This window comes from Streptomyces cylindrosporus (assembly GCF_022698165.1).
Lineage (GTDB): Bacteria > Actinomycetota > Actinomycetes > Streptomycetales > Streptomycetaceae > Streptomyces > Streptomyces cylindrosporus.
This window is the reverse complement of the sequence record NZ_JALDAY010000002.1, coordinates 459,036-477,926: the sequence shown is the minus strand read 5'-3', so window position 1 is coordinate 477,926 and position 18,891 is coordinate 459,036. Positions and strand designations below refer to the sequence as shown.

Annotated in this window: 18 protein-coding genes; 14 read left to right on the top strand and 4 right to left on the bottom strand. The window is 70.5% G+C overall.

Going from position 1 to position 18,891, the window contains the following annotated elements:
* Positions 1 to 4: 4 nt before the first annotated feature.
* The 14 genes from MQP27_RS07270 (at position 5) to MQP27_RS07205 (ending at position 15,451) form a co-directional block, all read left to right on the top strand.
* The gene (locus MQP27_RS07270; RefSeq protein ID WP_242762389.1) at positions 5 to 868 is read left to right on the top strand and encodes an ABC transporter permease; all 864 of its coding nucleotides are present in this window, start codon (positions 5 to 7) and stop codon (positions 866 to 868) included.
* Positions 869 to 879: 11 nt separating this feature from the next.
* Positions 880 to 1,695, top strand: coding sequence for an ABC transporter permease (locus MQP27_RS07265; protein WP_242762388.1), 816 nt, complete (start codon positions 880 to 882; stop codon positions 1,693 to 1,695).
* A 77-nt stretch (positions 1,696 to 1,772) separates the two neighbouring features.
* A complete protein-coding gene (locus MQP27_RS07260; protein WP_242762387.1) occupies positions 1,773 to 2,924 on the top strand; it encodes an NAD(P)/FAD-dependent oxidoreductase in 1,152 nt (383 codons plus the stop codon).
* A complete protein-coding gene (locus MQP27_RS07255) occupies positions 2,921 to 3,223 on the top strand; it encodes a (2Fe-2S)-binding protein (protein WP_242762386.1) in 303 nt (100 codons plus the stop codon). The genes MQP27_RS07260 and MQP27_RS07255 overlap by 4 nt, the downstream gene beginning before the upstream one ends.
* On the top strand, positions 3,216 to 4,625 hold the full coding sequence (locus MQP27_RS07250; RefSeq protein ID WP_242762377.1) for an NAD(P)/FAD-dependent oxidoreductase: 1,410 nt from the start codon (positions 3,216 to 3,218) through the stop codon (positions 4,623 to 4,625). Before MQP27_RS07255 ends, MQP27_RS07250 begins: the two co-directional genes overlap by 8 nt.
* The gene (locus MQP27_RS07245; protein ID WP_278195747.1) at positions 4,622 to 5,521 is read left to right on the top strand and encodes a dihydrodipicolinate synthase family protein; all 900 of its coding nucleotides are present in this window, start codon (positions 4,622 to 4,624) and stop codon (positions 5,519 to 5,521) included. Before MQP27_RS07250 ends, MQP27_RS07245 begins: the two co-directional genes overlap by 4 nt.
* 2 nt (positions 5,522 to 5,523) lie before the next feature.
* Entirely contained in the window at positions 5,524 to 6,525 is a 1,002-nt protein-coding gene (locus tag MQP27_RS07240; RefSeq protein ID WP_242762375.1) for a proline racemase family protein, read from the top strand.
* A gap of 42 nt (positions 6,526 to 6,567) precedes the next feature.
* Entirely contained in the window at positions 6,568 to 7,251 is a 684-nt protein-coding gene (locus MQP27_RS07235; RefSeq protein ID WP_242762373.1) for a GntR family transcriptional regulator, read from the top strand.
* 69 nt (positions 7,252 to 7,320) lie between these two features.
* Positions 7,321 to 8,316 carry a LacI family DNA-binding transcriptional regulator gene (locus MQP27_RS07230; RefSeq protein ID WP_242762372.1) on the top strand — a complete coding sequence of 332 codons (996 nt, stop codon included), beginning with the start codon at positions 7,321 to 7,323 and terminating at the stop codon, positions 8,314 to 8,316.
* Positions 8,317 to 8,426: 110 nt separating this feature from the next.
* Positions 8,427 to 9,776, top strand: a complete 1,350-nt coding sequence (locus MQP27_RS07225) for an ABC transporter substrate-binding protein (protein WP_242762370.1) — start codon at positions 8,427 to 8,429, stop codon at positions 9,774 to 9,776.
* A gap of 5 nt (positions 9,777 to 9,781) precedes the next feature.
* Positions 9,782 to 10,735, top strand: coding sequence for a carbohydrate ABC transporter permease (locus tag MQP27_RS07220; RefSeq protein WP_242762368.1), 954 nt, complete (start codon positions 9,782 to 9,784; stop codon positions 10,733 to 10,735).
* Entirely contained in the window at positions 10,732 to 11,592 is an 861-nt protein-coding gene (locus MQP27_RS07215; protein WP_242762367.1) for a carbohydrate ABC transporter permease, read from the top strand. The genes MQP27_RS07220 and MQP27_RS07215 overlap by 4 nt, the downstream gene beginning before the upstream one ends.
* A 30-nt stretch (positions 11,593 to 11,622) precedes the next feature.
* Positions 11,623 to 13,224, top strand: a complete 1,602-nt coding sequence (locus tag MQP27_RS07210) for a glycoside hydrolase family 13 protein (protein WP_242762366.1) — start codon at positions 11,623 to 11,625, stop codon at positions 13,222 to 13,224.
* A gap of 82 nt (positions 13,225 to 13,306) precedes the next feature.
* On the top strand, positions 13,307 to 15,451 hold the full coding sequence (locus MQP27_RS07205) for a discoidin domain-containing protein (RefSeq protein WP_372511142.1): 2,145 nt from the start codon (positions 13,307 to 13,309) through the stop codon (positions 15,449 to 15,451).
* Here the strand turns inward: MQP27_RS07205 and MQP27_RS07200 are convergent.
* Genes MQP27_RS07200 through MQP27_RS07185 form a run of 4 tightly spaced genes read right to left on the bottom strand, consistent with a single transcriptional unit; the run spans position 15,420 to position 18,767 of the window.
* Positions 15,420 to 16,232, bottom strand: coding sequence for an ABC transporter ATP-binding protein (locus MQP27_RS07200; RefSeq protein WP_242762360.1), 813 nt, complete (start codon positions 16,230 to 16,232; stop codon positions 15,420 to 15,422). The genes MQP27_RS07205 and MQP27_RS07200 overlap by 32 nt on opposite strands.
* Positions 16,233 to 16,252: 20 nt before the next feature.
* The gene (locus tag MQP27_RS07195) at positions 16,253 to 17,032 is read right to left on the bottom strand and encodes an ABC transporter permease (protein ID WP_242762358.1); all 780 of its coding nucleotides are present in this window, start codon (positions 17,030 to 17,032) and stop codon (positions 16,253 to 16,255) included.
* Positions 17,029 to 17,802 (bottom strand): ABC transporter permease, encoded by a 774-nt coding sequence (locus MQP27_RS07190; protein WP_242762356.1) that lies wholly within the window; start codon positions 17,800 to 17,802, stop codon positions 17,029 to 17,031. Before MQP27_RS07190 ends, MQP27_RS07195 begins: the two co-directional genes overlap by 4 nt.
* Positions 17,799 to 18,767: an ABC transporter substrate-binding protein gene (locus tag MQP27_RS07185; RefSeq protein ID WP_242762353.1), complete on the bottom strand. Its 969-nt coding sequence runs from the start codon at positions 18,765 to 18,767 to the stop codon at positions 17,799 to 17,801. Before MQP27_RS07185 ends, MQP27_RS07190 begins: the two co-directional genes overlap by 4 nt.
* Between the last annotated feature and the right edge of the window lie 124 nt (positions 18,768 to 18,891).

Sequence of the window (18,891 nt, the reverse complement as noted above, 5' to 3'; positions counted from 1 at the left end):
GCACGTGACCGCACTCACCCGGACGGCGGGGGCGCTGCACCGGCGCCCCCGGCTGCGGCTGGCCCTGCTGCTCACCGCCCCGCTGCTGTGGCTGGCCCTGCTCTACCTCGGCTCGCTCGCCGTACTGTTCGTCTCCGCCTTCTGGACCACCAACTCCTTCACCTCCGAGGTGGTGAAGGTCTGGTCGACCGACAACTTCCACGCCCTGTTCACCACGCCGGTCTACCGCCAGGTGATCCTCCGCAGCATCGGCGTGGCCCTCGCGGTCACCGCCCTGTGCGTGGTGATCGCCTTCCCCCTCGCCTTCTACACCGCGCGGGTGGCGAAGCCGAAGTGGCGTCCACTGCTGGTCGTCGCCATCCTCACGCCCCTGTGGGCGAGTTACCTGGTCAAGGTGTACGCGTGGCGGCTGATCCTGTCCGAGGGCGGGCTCGCCGACTGGATGCTGAAGCCGTTCGGCCTGAGCGGACCGGGCTTCGGCCTCCCTGCCGCCGTACTCACCCTGACGTACCTCTGGCTGCCGTACATGATCCTTCCGATCCACACGGCACTGGAGCAGCTGCCCGCCAACCTGCTCGACGCGTCGGCGGACCTGGGCGCGCGCAGCGGGCGGACCTTCCGGTCGGTGGTGCTGCCGATGGTGCTGCCGTCCGTGGCCGCCGGGTCGATCTTCACCTTCTCGCTCAGCCTCGGCGACTACATCACCGTGCAGATCGTCGGCGGCAAGACCCAGCTCATCGGCAACCTCGTCTACTCCAACATCGAACTCAACCTGCCGATGGCCGCCGCGCTGGGCACCGTCCCGGTCGTCGTCATCGTCGTCTACCTGCTGGCCATGCGCCGCACCGGCGCGCTCAGCAGCCTGTAGAGGAGCCCGCCGTGCAACTCTCCCGTTCCGCGCGCATCGCGTTGCGCGTCGCAGCCGGGCTCGGATTCGCCGTGATCTACGTCCCGTTGCTGCTCGTCCTTGTGAACTCCCTGAATCCGGACCGCAGCGCGAGCTGGCCGCCGCCGAGTCTGACCCTGCACTGGTGGTCGGTCGCATGGGACAACTCCGGTGCGAGGGAAGCGCTTTGGGTCTCGGTCAAGGCGGGCCTCGGCGCCACCGCCATCGCTCTCGTGCTGGGGACACTGATCGCCTTCGCGGTCGCCCGGCACCGCTTCTTCGGCCGGGACGCCATCTCCTTCGTGGTCGTCCTGCCGATCGCCCTGCCCGGCATCGTCACGGGCATCGCCCTCAACTCCGCCTTCGGCACGGTACTCGAGCCGCTGGGGGTGGGGCTCGGCCTCTTCACGGTGATCGTCGGACACGCCACCTTCTGCATCGTCGTGGTCTTCAACAACGTGGTCGCACGGCTGCGCCGTACCGCGGGGTCGTACGAGGAGGCGGCCATGGACCTGGGCGCCGACACCTTCCGCGCCTTCGCCGACGTCACCTTCCCCCTGGTGCGGTCCGCGCTCTTCGCGGGCGGCCTGCTGGCCTTCGCGCTGTCCTTCGACGAGATCGTGGTGACGACCTTCACGGCGGGGCCCGGGATCGAGACGCTGCCGATCTGGATCTTCAACAACATGACCCGACCGCAGCAGGCGCCGGTGGTGAACGTGGTGGCGGCGGTGCTGGTGCTGCTGTCGGTGGTTCCGATCTATGTGGCTCAGCGGTTGTCGGCGGATACGGCTACGGGGAGTCGGGTCTAGTCGGGTCTAGGGGGGAGGGCGTTGCCGGCCGCGTGCGCACTGTTCCCCGCCCCAGTGGTATGTGACATAGTACTGGCGTGAGTCAGCCGCTGACCTGCGATGTCGTGGTCGTCGGCGCCGGAATGGTCGGCGCCGCCTGCGCCCTGTACGCGGCTCGGGCCGGGCTGGACGTCGTCGTGGTCGACCGTGGCCCGGTGGCCGGCGGCACGACCGGTGCGGGGGAGGGCAACCTCCTGGTCTCCGACAAGGAACCGGGACCCGAACTGGACCTCGCGCTCCTTTCGGGCCGCCTGTGGGGGCAACTCGCCGAGGAATTCGGGCAGTTCATCGAGTACGAGGCCAAGGGCGGCGTCGTCGTGGCCACTTCTCCCGGCAGTCTCACCGCACTCGAACGCCTCGCCGCCGAGCAGCGCGCCGCCGGAGTCCTCGCCGAACCGGTCGCGGGCGGCGCCCTCTACACCCTCGAACCCCACCTCGCCCCCGGCCTCCCCGGGGGCGTGCACTATCCGCAGGACAGCCAGGTCATGCCCGCCCTGGCCGCCGCCCATCTGCTACGGGCGTCCGGCGCCCGCCTGTTCACCGGCCGGACCGTGACCGGCGTACCGCGCACCTCGGACGGTTCGGTGCTCGGAGTCCGCACCGACCGCGGCGACATCCACGCCCCCGCGCTCGTCAACGCGGCCGGCACCTGGGGCGGTGACCTCGCCGCCCTCGCCGGCGCCACCCTCCCCGTCCTCCCGCGCCGCGGCTACGTCCTCGTCACCGAACCCCTCCCGCGCATGATCCGGCACAAGGTGTACGCCGCCGACTACGTGGCCGACGTGGCCAGCCACTCGGCCGCGCTGCAGACCTCGCCGGTGGTGGAGGGCACGGCCGCCGGGCCGATCCTGATCGGCGCGAGCCGTGAACGCGTCGGCTTCGACCGGTCGTTCTCGCTCCCGGCCCTGCGCGCGCTCGCCGCGGGCGCGACACGCCTGTTCCCGTTCCTGGCCGAGGTCCGCGCCATCCGCTCGTACGTCGGTTTCCGCCCCTACATGCCCGACCATCTGCCCGCCATCGGCCCCGACCCCCGCGTCCCGGGGCTCTACCACGCCTGCGGCCACGAGGGCGCGGGCATCGGCCTGTCCACCGGCACCGGTCATCTGCTCGCCCAGGTCCTGGCCGCGAAGACGCCCGACCTCGACCTGACGCCGTTCCGCCCCGACCGCTTCGCCGAGGAGGCCGCGTGAGTTCCCCGCTCGACCTGGCCGACGCTCACCCGGGCCCCGCCTTCACGGTCACCCTGGACGGCCGGGAGATCGAGGCGCTGCCCGGCCAGACCGTCGCCGCCGCGCTCTGGACGGCAGGCGTCACCTCCTGGCGCACCACCCGGGGCGAGGGCCGCCCGCGCGGTGTCTTCTGCGGCATCGGCGTCTGCTTCGACTGCCTCGTGACCGTCAACGACCGCTCCGGCCAACGGGCTTGCCTGGTGCCGGTGACCCCCGGCGACGTGATCCGTACGCAGGAGGGGACGGGGTGCGATGAGTGAGCGGCCGCGGCTCGCGGTGATCGGCGCCGGCCCTGCGGGTCTCGCCGCGACACTGGCCGCCGCCGGCCGCGGGGTCCCGGTCACGCTGGTCGACTCGGGCACGGCGGCCGGCGGGCAGTTCTACCGGCAGCCCGCCGCCGAGCTCCGCGCGCGTCGGCCGCAGGCCCTGCACCACCAGTGGCGGACATGGGAGCGCCTGCGGGACGGACTCCACGACCACGTGAAGGCAGGCGCCGTACGGCATTTGACGGACCATCACGTCTGGTTCGTCGAGCGGCTGCCCGACGGCTTCACCGTGCATGCCCTGCTCGGCCCCGAGCAGGAGGACCCGGCCACCGTCCACGCCGACGCCGTGCTCCTCGCCACCGGCGGGTACGAGCACGTCCTGCCCTTCCCCGGCTGGACCCTCCCCGGCGTCCTCACGGCAGGCGGCGCCCAGGCCATGCTCAAGGGAACCCTCACCGTGCCCGGCCGCACCGCCGTCGTCGCCGGGACCGGGCCGCTGCTCCTGCCGGTCGCGACCGGACTCGCCGCGGCCGGAGTGGAGTTGGCGGCCCTCGTCGAGTCCGCCGATCCGCGAGCCTTCGTACGGCAGTCCCGCGCACTGGTCTCCCAGCCGGGCAAGCTCGGTGAAGGAGCCGCGTACGCGGGCCAGTTGCTCCGGCGCCGGGTGCGCACGCTGTTCCGGCACACCGTCGTCGAGGCGCACGGCACCGACCGCGTCGAGGCCGTGACCCTCGCCGCGCTCGACGCGGACGGGCGGGTCAGGCCCGGCACCGGACGCCGTATCGCCTGCGACACCCTGGCCGTCAGCCACGGCATGCAGCCGCACACCGACCTCGCGGAGAGCCTCGGTTGCCGTCTCGACGGCCCGCGCGTCCACGTCGACGACGAGCAGCGCACCGACGTGCCGGGCGTCTGGGCCGCGGGAGAGCCCACCGGCATCGGCGGCTCGGCGCTCGCGCTCGCCGAGGGGCACATCGCGGGCCTCTCGGCCGCGGCCCGCCTGCTCGGCACCGAGGCCGACCCGGGGGAGTGGGCAACGGCCGCCAAGTCCCGTACGAGACAAAGGGAGTTCGCGGCCGGCCTCGACCGCGTCTACCGGCCGCCCGCGCACTGGACCGAGCAGGTCGCCGACGACACCGTCCTGTGCCGGTGCGAGGAGGTGACCGCCGGGGCCGTGCGCGAGGCCGTCGACGAACTCGGCGCGGGCGATCTGCGCACCGTGAAGCTGCTGACCCGGGCCGGCATGGGCTGGTGCCAGGGCCGCATGTGCGGACCCGCCGTCGCCGGGCTCGCCGGATGCCGACTCACCCCGTCCCGGCGGCCGTTCGCCCGGCCCGTGCCGCTCGGCGTACTCGCCCAGGAGCCCGACCGGCCCACCGAGAGAGGATCCTCATGACCGACCACCGCCCCTGGCGCGGCGTCCTCGTCGCCACCGCACTCCCGCTGAACGACGACCTCTCCGTCGACTACGACAGGTACGCCGAGCACTGCGCCTGGCTCGTCGAGAACGGCTGCGACGGAGTCGTCCCCAACGGCTCGCTCGGCGAGTACCAGGTGCTCACACCCGAGGAGCGCGCGAAGGTCGTCGAGACCGCCGTTGCCGCCATCGGCGGGCAGCGCGTCATGCCCGGCGTCGCCGCCTACGGCTGTGCCGAGGCCCGCCGTTGGGCCGAGCAGGCACGCGACGCCGGGTGCGCGTCCGTGATGCTGCTGCCGCCCAACTCCTACCGCGCCGACGAGCGTTCGGTGCTCGCCCACTACGCCGAGGTCGCGAAGGCGGGCGTGCCGATCGTGGCGTACAACAACCCGATCGACACCAAGGTCGACCTCGTACCGGAGCTGCTCGCCGAACTGCATGCCGAAGGTCACATCCACGCCGTCAAGGAGTTCTCCGGCGACGTCCGCCGCGCCTGGCGGCTGGCCGAACTCGCCCCGGAACTCGACCTGTTGATCGGCGCCGACGACGTGCTGCTGGAGCTCGCGATCGCGGGCGCGAAGGGCTGGGTGGCCGGCTACCCGAACGCCCTGCCCGCCGCGAGCACCGAGCTGTACCGCGCGGCCTTCGACGGCGACCTGGCCACCGCCAGGAAGCTGTACGAGCAGCTGCACCCGCTGCTGCGCTGGGACTCGCGGGTCGAGTTCGTGCAGGCCATCAAGTTGTCCATGGACATCGTCGGCCGGCACGGCGGACCCGTCCGGCCCCCGCGCGTCCCCCTGCTGCCCGAGCAGGAGGCCGCCGTCCGCGCCGCCACCGAGCAGGCCGTCGCCGCCGGACTGGCCCAGGAGAGGTAGCCATGCGCAGCAGACTCGTCCTGCACGCCGTCGACTCGCACACCGAGGGCATGCCCACCCGCGTGATCACCGGCGGCATCGGCACCATCCCCGGCGCGACCATGAACGAGCGACGGCTGTACTTCCGCGAACACCGCGACGACATCAAGCAGTTGCTGATGAACGAGCCGCGCGGCCACTCCGCCATGAGCGGCGCGATCCTCCAGCCGCCGACCCGCCCCGACTGCGACTGGGGTGTGGTCTACATCGAGGTTTCCGGCTACCTCCCGATGTGCGGGCACGGCACGATCGGCGTCGCGACCGTGCTCGTGGAGACCGGCATGGTCGAGGTCGTCGAACCGGTCACCACGATCCGCCTCGACACCCCGGCCGGGCTCGTGATCGCCGAGGTGGCGGTGGAGGGCGGGGCGGCGAAGGCGGTGACGCTGCGGAACGTGCCGTCGTTCGCGGTCGGGCTCGACCGGAAGGTGACGTTGGCTGACGGGTCGTCAGTAATATATGACATGGCATACGGCGGGAACTTCTACGCGATCCTCCCCATCGACCGCCTCTCCCTCCCCTTCGACCGCTCCCGCAAGCACGACATCCTCGCCGCCGCCCTCGCCCTCATGGACGCCATCAACGCCGACGACGAGCCCGTCCACCCCGAGGACCCGTCCATCCGCGGCTGCCACCACGTCCACCTGATCGCCCCCGGCTCCACCGCCCGCCACTCGCGCCACGCCATGGCGATCCACCCCGGCTGGTTCGACCGCTCGCCCTGCGGCACCGGCACCAGCGCCCGCATGGCGCAGCTGCACGCACGCGGCGAACTGCCCCTGCACACCGAGTTCGTCAACGAGTCCTTCATCGGCACCCGCTTCACCGGCCGCCTGCTCGGCACCACCGAGGTCGCCGGCCGCCCGGCCGTCCTGCCCAGTTTCACCGGCCGCGCCTGGATCACCGGTACCGCCCAGTACCTGCTCGACCCGGAAGATCCCTTCCCCGCCGGGTTCGTGCTCTAGGCGACCCGATAATGTCCGGTGACCCAGAGGAGGACGATCACCATGACCCCGCAGAAACGCCCCGCCGTGCCCGAGCTCGGCGGCAGGAGCCCCAACTACCGGGAACGGGTCGTGAACGTGCTGCGGGCCGCGCTGATCTCCGGTGAACTGCGCCCCGGTCAGGTCTACTCCGCCCCCGCCCTCGCCCCCCGCCTCGGCGTCTCCGCGACCCCGGTCCGGGAGGCGATGCTGGAGCTGGTGAAGGAGGGCATGGTCGAGATCGTCCCCAACAAGGGTTTCCGGGTCACCGCCGTCTCCGAGCAGCAGCTCGACGAGTACACCCACATCCGCTCCCTGATCGAGATCCCGACCACCGTCGGCCTCGCGGCCACCGCCAACCCCGCCGACCTGGAGGCGCTGCGCGCGACCGCGACGGAGTGCCTCACCTCGGCCGGGAAGGGCGACCTCATCGCGTACGTCGAGGCCGATCTGAACTTCCACCTGGGCCTGCTGGCGCTGGCCGGCAACGAGCATCTCGTGGAGGTCGTACGGGACCTGCGCCGCCGCTCCCGGCTGTACGGGCTGACCGCGCTGGTCGAGGCGGGCAGGCTGGAGGCCTCCGCCCGCGAACACCTCGAACTCCTCGACGCGCTGCTGGACCGCGACGCCGAGAAGGCGCGGGACGTGCTGACCCGGCATCTCGGGCACGTCCGCGGACTGTGGGCGGCTCGCGGCGAAGACGGCTGACCCGCCCGGGCGAGATCCGATGACACCGTTACGCAAACGGCTTGCGTTTCTTGCGCTATTCTTGCGCGCATGACGCGACGACTTGCTGAAGTGGCGAAGAAGGTCGGGGTCAGCGAGGCCACGGTCAGCCGGGTGCTCAACGGCAAGCCGGGCGTCTCCGAGGCCACCCGGCAGTCCGTGCTGAGCGCGCTGGACGTGCTCGGCTACGAGCGGCCCACGCAGCTGCGCGGCGAGCGCGCGCGCCTCGTCGGGCTCGTGCTCCCCGAACTGCAGAACCCGATCTTCCCGGCGTTCGCCGAGGTGATCGGCGGGGCACTCGCACAGCTCGGCCTCACGCCGGTGCTGTGCACCCAGACCAAGGGCGGCGTCTCCGAGGCCGACTACGTGGACCTGCTGCTGCAACAGCAGGTGTCCGGAGTGGTCTTCGCCGGCGGCCTGTACGCCCAGGCCGACGCCCCGCACGACCACTACCGGCGGCTCGCCGAGCGCAACATCCCGGTCGTACTGGTGAACGCGTCCATCGACGACCTGGGCTTTCCCGGCGTCTCCTGCGACGACGCGGTGGCGGTCGAGCAGGCCTGGCGGCACCTCGCCTCCCTCGGGCACGAGCGGATCGGCCTGGTGCTCGGGCCCGCCGACCATATGCCGTCGGCCCGCAAGCTGGCCGCCGCGCGGACGATGGGCGAACTGCCCGACGAGCATGTCGTCCGTGCCATGTTCTCGATCGAGGGCGGGCACGCGGCGGCGACCCGGCTCATCGACCGGGGTGTCACCGGGATCATCTGCGCCAGCGACCCGCTGGCGCTGGGCGCGATCCGGGCGGCCCGCCGCAAGGGCCTGGACGTCCCCGGCGAGGTGTCGGTGGTCGGCTACGACGACTCGGCCTTCATGAACTGCACGGAACCCCCGCTGACCACCGTCCGCCAGCCCATCGAGGCCATGGGCAGAGCGGCCGTGGAGCTGCTGAACGCGCAGGTCAACGGCGCTTCCGTAGCCCCCGACGAACTGCTCTTCGAGCCCGAGCTGGTGGTCCGGGGGTCGACCGCGCAAGCACCTCGTGACTGAGATCCGCTCGGCTGTCCAATAATTTCAAATTTCGCGCGACATCTTGCGGACAGATGTCGGCGGTGCTTGAGTGTGCCCCGCCCACCGCTCCTGCCACGAGGGGTCCACCGATGAGAAGCACCGGGTTCCGCCGTACGTTCGTCGCGCTCAGCGTCTGTTCCCTCGCCCTCGCGGCGTCCGCCTGCGGGTCGGGCGACGACGGCAGTGCGAGCGGCAAGACGCGCATCACCGTCAACTGCGAGCCGCCCAAGAGCGCCAAGGTCGACCGCGGCTTCTTCGAACAGGATGTCGCCGCCTTCGAGAAGCAGAACCCGGACATCGACGTCGTCGCGCACGACGCGTTCCCCTGCCAGGACCCGAAGACCTTCGACGCCAAGCTCGCCGGCGGACAGATGGAGGACGTCTTCTACACGTACTTCACCGACGCGAGGCACGTCGTCGACATCAAGCAGGCGGCCGATCTCACCCCGTACATCAAGGAGTTGAAGAGCTACAGCACCATCCAGAAGCAGCTGCGCGACATCTACACCGTCGACGGGAAGGTCTACGGCATCCCGCGCACCGGCTACTCGATGGGCCTGATCTACAACCGCAAGCTCTTCGAGAAGGCCGGCCTCGACCCCGACCAGCCGCCGACGACCTGGGAAGAGGTCCGCGCCGACGCCAAGAAGATAGCCGCGCTCGGCGGCGGCACCGTCGGTTACGCCGACTACAGCGCCCAGAACCAAGGGGGTTGGCACTTCACCGCCGAGCTGTACTCGCAGGGCGGCGACGTCGTGAGCGCCGACGGCAAGAAGGCCACCATCGACACCCCCGAGGGCCGCGCCGTCCTGCAGAACCTGCACGACATGCGCTGGACCGACGACTCGATGGGCAGCAAGCAGCTCCTCGTCATCAACGACGTGCAGCAGATGATGGGTTCGGGCAAGCTCGGCATGTATCTGTCCGCGCCGGACAACATCCCGATCCTGGTCAAGGAGAAGGGCGGCAACTACAAGGACCTCGCGCTCGGTCCGATGCCCGGCGGCAAGGGCACGCTCATCGGCGGCGACGGCTACATGTTCAACAAGCACGACACGCCCGCCCAGATCAAGGCCGGCCTCAAGTGGCTGGACCACATGTTCCTCACCCCCGGAAGCGGCTTCCTGGGCGACTACGCCCGCGCCAAGAAGGCGGACGCCCCGGTCGGCCTGCCCGAGCCGCGCCTGTTCACCGGCGCCGCCGACGCCAAGGACCAGCAGGTCAAGAAGGCCAACGCCAATGTCCCGGTGGAGAACTACCAGGCCTTCCTCGACGGCAACCACAGCCTCCAGCTGAAGATCGAGCCGCCGAACGCCCAGCAGATCTACTCCGTCCTCGACGGCACCGTCTCCGCCGTCCTCACCAAGAAGGACGCGGACATCGACCAGTTGCTGAAGGACGCCTCCGGCAAGATCGACAGCATCCTGGCGCGAGGCTGACGCACATGACGAAGACGGCCGAGCGGCACCCCGTCAAGACGGCCGCCGTCCCACCGGTCCAGGCGCCGTCCCCGGTAGGGGGCCGGGGACGGCGCCGCCTCGCCGACCAGGCGCGCGCCTACGCGTTCCTCCTCGGCGGCCTGATCTGCTTCGCCCTGTTCTCCTGGTACCCGGCGATCCGCGCGGTCGTGATCGCCTTCCAGAAGTACACGCCGGGCTCGTCACCCGAGTGGGTCGGCACCGCGAACTTCACCCGCGTCTGGCACGACCCGGAGTTCGCGGCCGCCTGGCGCAACACGCTCACCTTCACCCTGCTCGCCCTGCTGATCGGCTTCGCGATCCCCTTCGTGATGGCCCTGGTCCTCAACGAACTCCGGCACGCCAAGGCCTTCTTCAGGGTCGTGGTCTACCTCCCGGTGATGATCCCGCCGGTGGTCAGCGCGCTGCTGTGGAAGTGGTTCTACGACCCCGGAGCCGGCCTCGCCAACGAGACCCTCCGCTTCCTCCACCTGCCCACCTCGAACTGGTCCAACGGCGCCGACACCGCCCTCATCTCGCTCGTGATCGTGGCCACCTGGGCCAACATGGGCGGCACCGTCCTGATCTACCTGGCCGCGCTCCAGTCCATCCCCGGCGAGCTGTACGAGGCGGCCGAACTGGACGGCGCGAACCTCCTCCAGCGCGTCCGCCATGTGACGATCCCTCAGACCCGGTTCGTCATCCTCATGCTGATGCTCCTTCAGATCATCGCCACGATGCAGGTCTTCACCGAGCCGTTCGTGATCACGGGCGGCGGCCCGGAGAACGCCACGGTCACCGTCCTCTACCTGATCTACAAGTACGCCTTCCTCTACAACGACTTCGGCGGCGCCTGCGCGCTCAGCGTGCTGCTGCTCGTGCTGCTGGGCGCCTTCTCCGCCGTGTATCTGAGGCTGACCCGGTCCGAGGGGGACGCATGAGCACCCGCACCCTGATCTCCCCGGCGACCCTGGCCCGCCCGCGCGGCAAGGCCCTCTACTGGACCGTCTTCACCACCGTCGTCCTGCTCTTCGCCCTCGCCTTCCTCTTCCCGGTCTACTGGATGGTGACCGGCGCGATGAAGTCCCCGGACGAGGTGACACGGACCCCGCCCACCCTCGTGCCCGAGCACTGGCACCTCGGCGGCTACACCGACGCCTGGGACCTGATGCAGCTCCCGCGGCACCTGTGGAACACGGTCGTCCAGGCGGCCGGCGCCTGGGCGTTCCAACTGGTCCTGTGCACGGCCGCCGCCTACGCCCTCTCCCGGCTCCGGCCGGTCTTCGGCAAGGTGATCCTCGGCGGCATCCTCGCCACCCTGATGGTCCCGGCCCAGGCGCTCGTCGTACCGAAGTACCTGACCGTGGCGGACCTGGGTCTCCTCAACGACCCGCTGGCCATCTGGCTGCCGGCCGCCGCCAACGCCTTCAACCTCTATCTGCTCAAGCGGTTCTTCGACCAACTCCCGCGCGACGTGCTGGAGGCCGCGGAGATGGACGGCGCCGGAAAGCTGCGCACGCTGTGGTCGGTGGTGCTGCCCATGTCCCGCCCGGTCCTCGGCGTGGTCTCGATCTTCGCCCTCGTCGCCGTCTGGCAGGACTTCCTCTGGCCGCTGATGGTCTTCTCCGACACCGACAAGCAGCCGATCAGCGTGGCCCTCGTCCAGCTCTCGCAGAACATCCAACTGACCGTGCTCATCGCGGCGATGGTCATCGCCAGCATCCCGATGGTCGCGCTGTTCCTCGTCTTCCAGCGGCACATCATCGCCGGGATCAGCGCGGGCAGCACCAAGGGCTGACGCCCTCCCTCCGACAGAAAGGCACGCACCGTGGGACAGCCCCGCCCTGCCCAGAAGGAGTGGTGGCGCTCCGCCGTCATCTACCAGGTGTACGTCCGCAGCTTCGCCGACGGCGACGGGGACGGCACCGGCGACCTCGCGGGCGTCCGCGCGAAGCTGCCGTATCTCGCCGAACTCGGCGTCGACGCCCTGTGGTTCAACCCCTGGTACCTGTCGCCGATGAAGGACGGCGGTTACGACGTCGCCGACTACCGGGCGATCGACCCGGCCTTCGGCACCCTCGCCGAGGCCGAGAAGCTGATCGCCGAGGCCAGGGAGCTCGGCATCCGCACCATCGTCGACATCGTGCCCAACCACGTGTCCGACCAGCACCCCTGGTTCCGGGCGGCGCTCGCCGCGGGTCCCGGCAGCCCCGAGCGCGAGCTGTTCCACTTCCGGCCCGGCCGCGGCGAGGACGGCGGGCTCCCGCCCAACGACTGGCCCTCCCAGTTCGTCGGCTCCACCGAGCCGGTGTGGACACGGCTGCCCGACGGCGACTGGTACCTGCACCTGTTCACGCCCGAGCAGCCCGACCTCAACTGGGCGCATCCGGCGGTCCGTCAGGAGCACGAGGACATCCTGCGCTTCTGGTTCGAGCGGGGCGTCGCCGGCGTCCGCATCGACTCGGCCGCCCTCCTCGCCAAGGACCCGGACCTGCCCGACCTCGCCGACGCACCCGAGCCGCACCCCTTCGTCGACCGCGACGAACTCCACGACATCTACCGCTCCTGGCGCGCGGTGGCCGACGACTACGACGGCGTCTTCGTCGGCGAGGTGTGGCTCCCGGACACCGAGCGCTTCGCCCGCTACCTCCGCCCCGACGAACTGCACACCGCCTTCAACTTCGCCTTCCTGTCCTGCCCTTGGGAAGCGGACAGGCTGCGTACGTCGATCGACTCCACGCTCGCCGAGCACGCCCCCGTGGGCGCCCCCGCGACCTGGGTGCTCTGCAACCACGACGTCACCCGCACGGTCACCCGCTACGGCCGCGCCGACACCGGCTTCGACTTCGCCGCCAAGGCCTTCAGCACCCCCACCGACCTCGCCCTCGGCACCCGGCGCGCCCGCGCCGCCGCCCTGCTCTCGCTCGCGCTGCCCGGCGCCGTCTACCTCTACCAGGGCGAGGAACTGGGCCTGCCCGAGGCCGACATCCCACGGGAGCGCATCCAGGACCCGATGTACTTCCGCTCCGGCGGCACCGACCCGGGACGTGACGGGTGCCGGGTCCCGCTGCCATGGGTCGACGAAGCGCCGTACGCGGGATTCGGCTCGCGGCAGGAGCCGTGGCTGCCGCAGCCCGACGGCTGGGCGACGTACGCCGCCGACCGGCAGGCCGCCGACCCCTCCTCGATGCTCGCGCTCTACCGCGCGGCGATCGGCCTGCGACCCGTCTTCGGCCAGGGCCCCCTCACCTGGCTGCCCGCACCCGACGGCGTCCTCGCCTTCGCCCGGGCGGAAGGCGCCCTGTGCGTGGTGAACCTCGCCGACACCCCCGCCGAACTGCCCGCCCACTCCCAACTCCTCCTCGCCAGCGGCCCGTTGAGCTCCGACGGCCGGCTGCCGAAGGACACCGCGGTCTGGCTGCGCGCCTGAGCCGCAGCCGACCGCAGCCGCTATCCCCGCACCCCCACCCCGAAGGGATCAGCACATGCACAGGTCCAGATCTGTCAGGCACATGCCAGCAATCGGTGCCGTGGTCGCCCTCTCCGCCGGTCTGCTCACCGCGACCGTCCCGGCCGCCCACGCGGCCTCCGGCGCCACCCTGCCCTTCACCTCCGTCGAGGCCGAGTCCGCCACCTCCACCGGCACGAGGATCGGCCCCGACTACACCCAGGGCACCCTCGCCTCCGAGGCCTCCGGACGCCAGGCCGTGCGGCTCACCTCGGGGCAGCGCGTCGAGTTCACCGTGCCGCGCGCGGCCAACGCCGTGAACCTCGCCTACAGCGTCCCGGACGGCCAGTCGGGCTCGCTCGACGTGTACGTCAACGGCACCAGGCTCACCAGGACGCTGCCGGTGACCTCCAAGTACTCGTACATCGACACCGGTTGGATCCCGGGCGCCAAGCAGCACCACTTCTTCGACAACTCCCGGCTGCTGCTCGGGCAGAACCTCCAGGCCGGCGACAAGGTCGCCTTCCAGTCCACCGGTACCCAGGTCACCGTGGACGTGGCCGACTTCGAGCAGGTCGACGCCGCCGCCTCCCAGCCCGCGGGCTCGGTCTCGGTCACCTCCAAGGGCGCCGACCCCAGCGGCAACGGCGACTCCACGCAGGCCTTCCGGGACGCGATCGCCGCCGCCCAAGGCGGGGTGGTCTGGATCCCGCCGGGCGACTACAGGCTCACGTCCTCGCTGAGCGGGGTCCAGAACGTGACGCTCCAGGGCGCCGGCAGCTGGTACTCCGTCGTGCACACCTCCCGCTTCATCGACCAGTCCAGCTCCTCCGGGGGCGTGCACATCAAGGACTTCGCGGTGATCGGCGAGGTCACCGAGCGCGTCGACTCCAACCCGGACAACTTCGTCAACGGCTCGCTGGGACCGAACAGTTCGGTCTCCGGCATGTGGATCCAGCACATGAAGGTCGGCCTCTGGCTGATGGGCAACAACGACAACCTGGTCGTCGAGAACAACCGCATCCTCGACACCACCGCCGACGGCCTCAACCTCAACGGGAACGCCCGCGGGGTCCGCGTCCGCAACAACTTCCTGCGCAACCAGGGTGACGACTCCCTCGCCATGTGGTCGCTGTACTCGGCGGACACCAACAGCAGCTTCGAGAACAACACCATCTCGCAGCCCAACCTCGCCAACGGCATCGCGATCTACGGCGGCACTGACATCGCGGTGAAGAACAACCTGGTCTCCGACACCAACGCCCTCGGCAGCGGCATCGCGATCTCCAACCAGAAGTTCCTCGACCCCTTCTCGCCGCTGGCCGGCACGATCACCGTCGACGGCAACACGCTCGTCCGCGCGGGGGCGATGAACCCCAACTGGAACCATCCGATGGGAGCGTTGCGCGTCGACTCCTACGACAGCGCCATCAACGCCACCGTGAACATCACCAACACGACGATCACCGACAGCCCGTACAGCGCCTTCGAGTTCGTGTCGGGCGGCGGGCAGGGGTACCCCGTCCGCAACGTCACCGTGGACGGCGCGACCGTGCGCAACACCGGGACGGTCGTCGTCCAGGCGGAGGCACAGGGCGCGGCCACGTTCCGCAACGTGACCGCGAGTTCGGTGGGCGCGGCCGGCATCTACAACTGCCCCTACCCGGCGAGCTCCGGCACCTTCACGCTCACCGACGGCGGCGGCAACTCCGGCTGGAACAGCACCTGGTCGGACTGCTCGACATGGCCGCAGCCCGGCCAGGGCAACCCCGACCCGGACCCGAACCGCAATCTCGCCAAGGGCCGCCCGGCCACCGCGACCGGCTCGCAGGACGTCTACACGCCCGGCAAGGCGGTCGACGGAGACGCGAACAGCTACTGGGAGTCGACCAACAACGCCTTCCCGCAGTCCTGGACGGTCGACCTGGGCTCCTCCTACGCGGTCCGCCGCCTGGTGCTGAAGCTGCCGCCGTCCTCGGCGTGGGGCGCGCGTACGCAGACCATCACCGTGCTGGGCAGCACCGACGGGTCCAACTACTCGACGGTGGTGGGCTCTTCCGGCTACCGCTTCGACCCGGCCACCGGCAACACGGCCACCGTCTCCCTGCCGAGCAGCACGAACCTGCGCTATCTGCGGCTGTCCGTCAGCGCCAACACCGGCTGGCCCGCAGGGCAGTTCAGTGAGGTGGAGGCGTATCTGACTTCGTGACCGCGTCCTCGGGCGTCCCCCGCTTCGCCGCCTGGATCTGCTCGTACACATGGGTCCGCAGCTCGGCGAAGCGCGGGGCGACCCGTGTGTGCAACTGGTCGCGCTCGTCGGGCAGATCGACCTTGAGCTGTTCCTGTACGACGGTGGGGGAGGCGGACAGGACGACCACCCGCTCGCCCAGGTACACCGCCTCGTCGATGTCGTGGGTGACGAACAGGATCGTCATCCCGCGCTCCCGCCACAACCGGCGTACGAGATCCTCCAGATCGGCCCGGGTCTGGGCGTCCACCGCCGCGAACGGCTCGTCCATCAGCAGGACGTCGGGCTCGTAGGCGAGCGCGCGGGCGATGGCGACGCGCTGCTGCATACCGCCGGACAGCTGCCAGGGATAGGCGCCGGCCGCGTCCGTGAGGCCGACCGACTCCAGCGCGTCGGCCACCAGCTCCCTGCGCCGGGACTTGGTCAAGTCCTTCTGCTTCAGGGGGAGTTCGATGTTCTCGGCGACCCGCATCCAGGGGAAGAGGCTGCGGCCGTACTCCTGGAAGACGAAGGCCATGCCGGGCGGCGGCCCGCTCACCGGACGGTCCGCCAGGGTCACCTGGCCGGCCGTCGGCGTGAGCAGGCCGCCCACGCACTTCAGCAGGGTCGTCTTGCCGCAGCCCGACGGGCCGACCAGGCAGACGAGTTCGCCCGCCTCCACCGTGAAGGTGAGGTCGCGCACCGCCTCCACACGGCGGCCGGACCCCTCGTAGACCTTCTTCAGGCCGCGTACGTCGAGCATGGACCGCCCTTTCGCGAGCTTCACTGCGACCGCCGGGTGGACGCGCGCAGACCGTGGTACCAGCCGAGCACCCGCCGCTCGACCAGCTGGAAGACGACGGAGAGTAGGAAGCCGAGCAGCCCGAGGACCAGGATCCCGGTCCACATGTCCGGGATGGCGAAGCTGCGCTGGAACTGGACGACGGTGAAGCCGATGCCGTTGCTGGCCGCGAACATCTCGCTGATGACCATCAGGATGATGCCGATGGACAGCGCCTGGCGCAGGCCCGCGAAGATTTGCGGACTCGCCGAGCGCAGCACCAGGTCGCGCAGGCGCGCCACGCCCGTGATGCCGTACGAGCGGGCCGTCTCCAGCATCACGGAGTCGACCGCGCGCACCCCCTCGACCGTGTTGAGCAGGATCGGCCAGACGCAGCCGCTCGCGATCACCACGATCTTCATCGTGTCGCCGATGCCCGCGAACAGCATGATCACCGGGATGAGCACGGGCGGCGGCACCGCCCGCAGGAACTCCAGGACCGGTTCGCACACCGCCCGCACCCGCCGGTAGGAGCCGATGACCGTGCCGAGCCCGATGCCGACGACGGTCGCCAGCGCGTATCCCGCCGCGAGGCGCAGAACGCTGGGCAGCACGTCGGTGCGCAGCCGGTCGGCGGTCCAGACGTCCGGGAAGGTCTTGAGGATCGTCCGCAGCGGCGGCCAGAAGGGGTCCGTGCTGCCGGACGACGCGGCCCACCACACCGCGACCAGCAGCACGGGCAGCGCCACCACGAAGAACAGCCGCAGCAGTACGCGCATCACACCGCCACCTCTCCGCGCACCGACTGGTGCCAGGCCAGCGCCCGGCGCTCCACCGCCCGCGCGCCGACGTTGATGAGCAGTCCGAGCAGCCCGGCGACCACGATCAGCGCGTACATCTCCGGCACCGCCTGCGAGGTCTGCGCGACCGCGATCTCCTGTCCCAGCCCCGGTGCGCCGATGACGAGTTCGGCGGTGATGGCGAGGATCAGCGCGACCGCCGCGGCGAGCCGGACACCCGTCATGACGTACGGCAGCGCGGTCGGCCACAGCACATGGCGCACGCGCGCCCAGGTGCCCAGACCGTACGACCGCGCCGTCTCCTCGGCGACCGGGTCCACGTCCTGGACGCCGTACAGGGTCTGGATGAGCACCTGCCAGAAGGACGCGTACACGACGAGCAGGAGCACCGACTTGAGTTCGGTGCCGTACAGCAGGACGGCGAGAGGGATCAGCGCCACCGAGGGGATCGGGCGCAGGAACTCGATCGTCGAGGCCGTCGCCTCGCGCAGGTACGGCACGATCGAGACCAGCACGCCCACGACGACACCCGCGCCGACCGCGATCGCGAGGCCGATCGCCCAGCCGGTCAGGGTGTCGCCGAGCGCCGACCAGAAGCCGCCGTCGGCGAGTTCGTCGCCGAGCGCGGAGGCGATACGGCTGGTCGGCGGGAAGTAGGCCTCCTTGACGAGGCCGAGCCGCGGCACCGCCTCGCCCAGGGCGAGGAAGGCCGCGAGCCCGGCCGCGCCGAGCGCGGCGTTCGTACCCCTCACGGCAGCAGCGCGTCCAGGTCGGGCGACTTCTTGAAGAAGCCGTACTGCTCGCCCAGCTTCGCCTGCGTCTCGATCGAGGCGCGGTTCGCCTCGGCCGGCCACTTCGGCAGGGTGACCTTGGCCAGCACCGACGCCGGGACCTGGGTGTACGTGGTGACGATCTGGCGGACCTCGTCGGGGTGGGCGTCCGCGTAGGCCAGGGACTCGGCGGTCGCCTTCTGGAACTTCTTCACGATCTCGGGGTTCTTCTGCGCGTACTGCGTCGACGTGAAGTACATGGCGACGGTCAGCTTCGAAGCCATGTCGACGAGCGGTGAGGCGATCTCCTGGGCGCCCTGCTCCTTCATGGTGGTGAGCGCGGGCTCCACGGCCATGGCCGCGTCGACCTGCCCCTTGTCGAGCGCGGCGGGCATCTGGTCGAAGGGCAGCTCGACGAACTTCACCTTGTCCGGGTCGCCGCCCGCCTTCGTCACCGACTCCCGGACCGCCAACTCATTGATGTTCTTGAGGGTGTTGACGGCGACCTTCTTGCCCTCGAGGTCCTTCATCGTCTTGATCGGGCTGCCCTTCTTCACCACGGTGGCCCCGAAGTCTTTGCCCTGTACGCCGGTTGACGCGGCGCCGTTCGAGATCGCCTTCAGGGACACGCCGTTGGTCTGGGCGACCATCAGCGAGAAGACGTTGGAGAACCCGAACTGGTACTGCCCGGAGGCCACCGCGGGCACGATGGCGGCGCCGCCCGAGGCCAGTGTCGGCGACAGTTTCAGGCCCTGCTTCTCGTAGAAGCCCTTCTTCTCACCGAGATACAGCGGCGCCACGTCGACGATGGGGATCAGGCCCACCTTGACGGTGGTGACACCCCCGGACGACGTGCTCCCGCTGGACGAGTCGCCGCCCGACGAGCCACAGGCCGTCGCGACGAGCAGGAAGGCGCCGGTGGTGAGACCGGCGATCAGACGGCGCATGGCTCCTCCTGTGCAGAGAACGGTGCAGCGGTGTTCCGACAGGTTGTGCGCAAGGCGCACAGTAGTGCGCGGACTTGCTCAGCCGGAAGGTAGAAGCCGTAATCGAGTCAGGTCAATGGGTTCG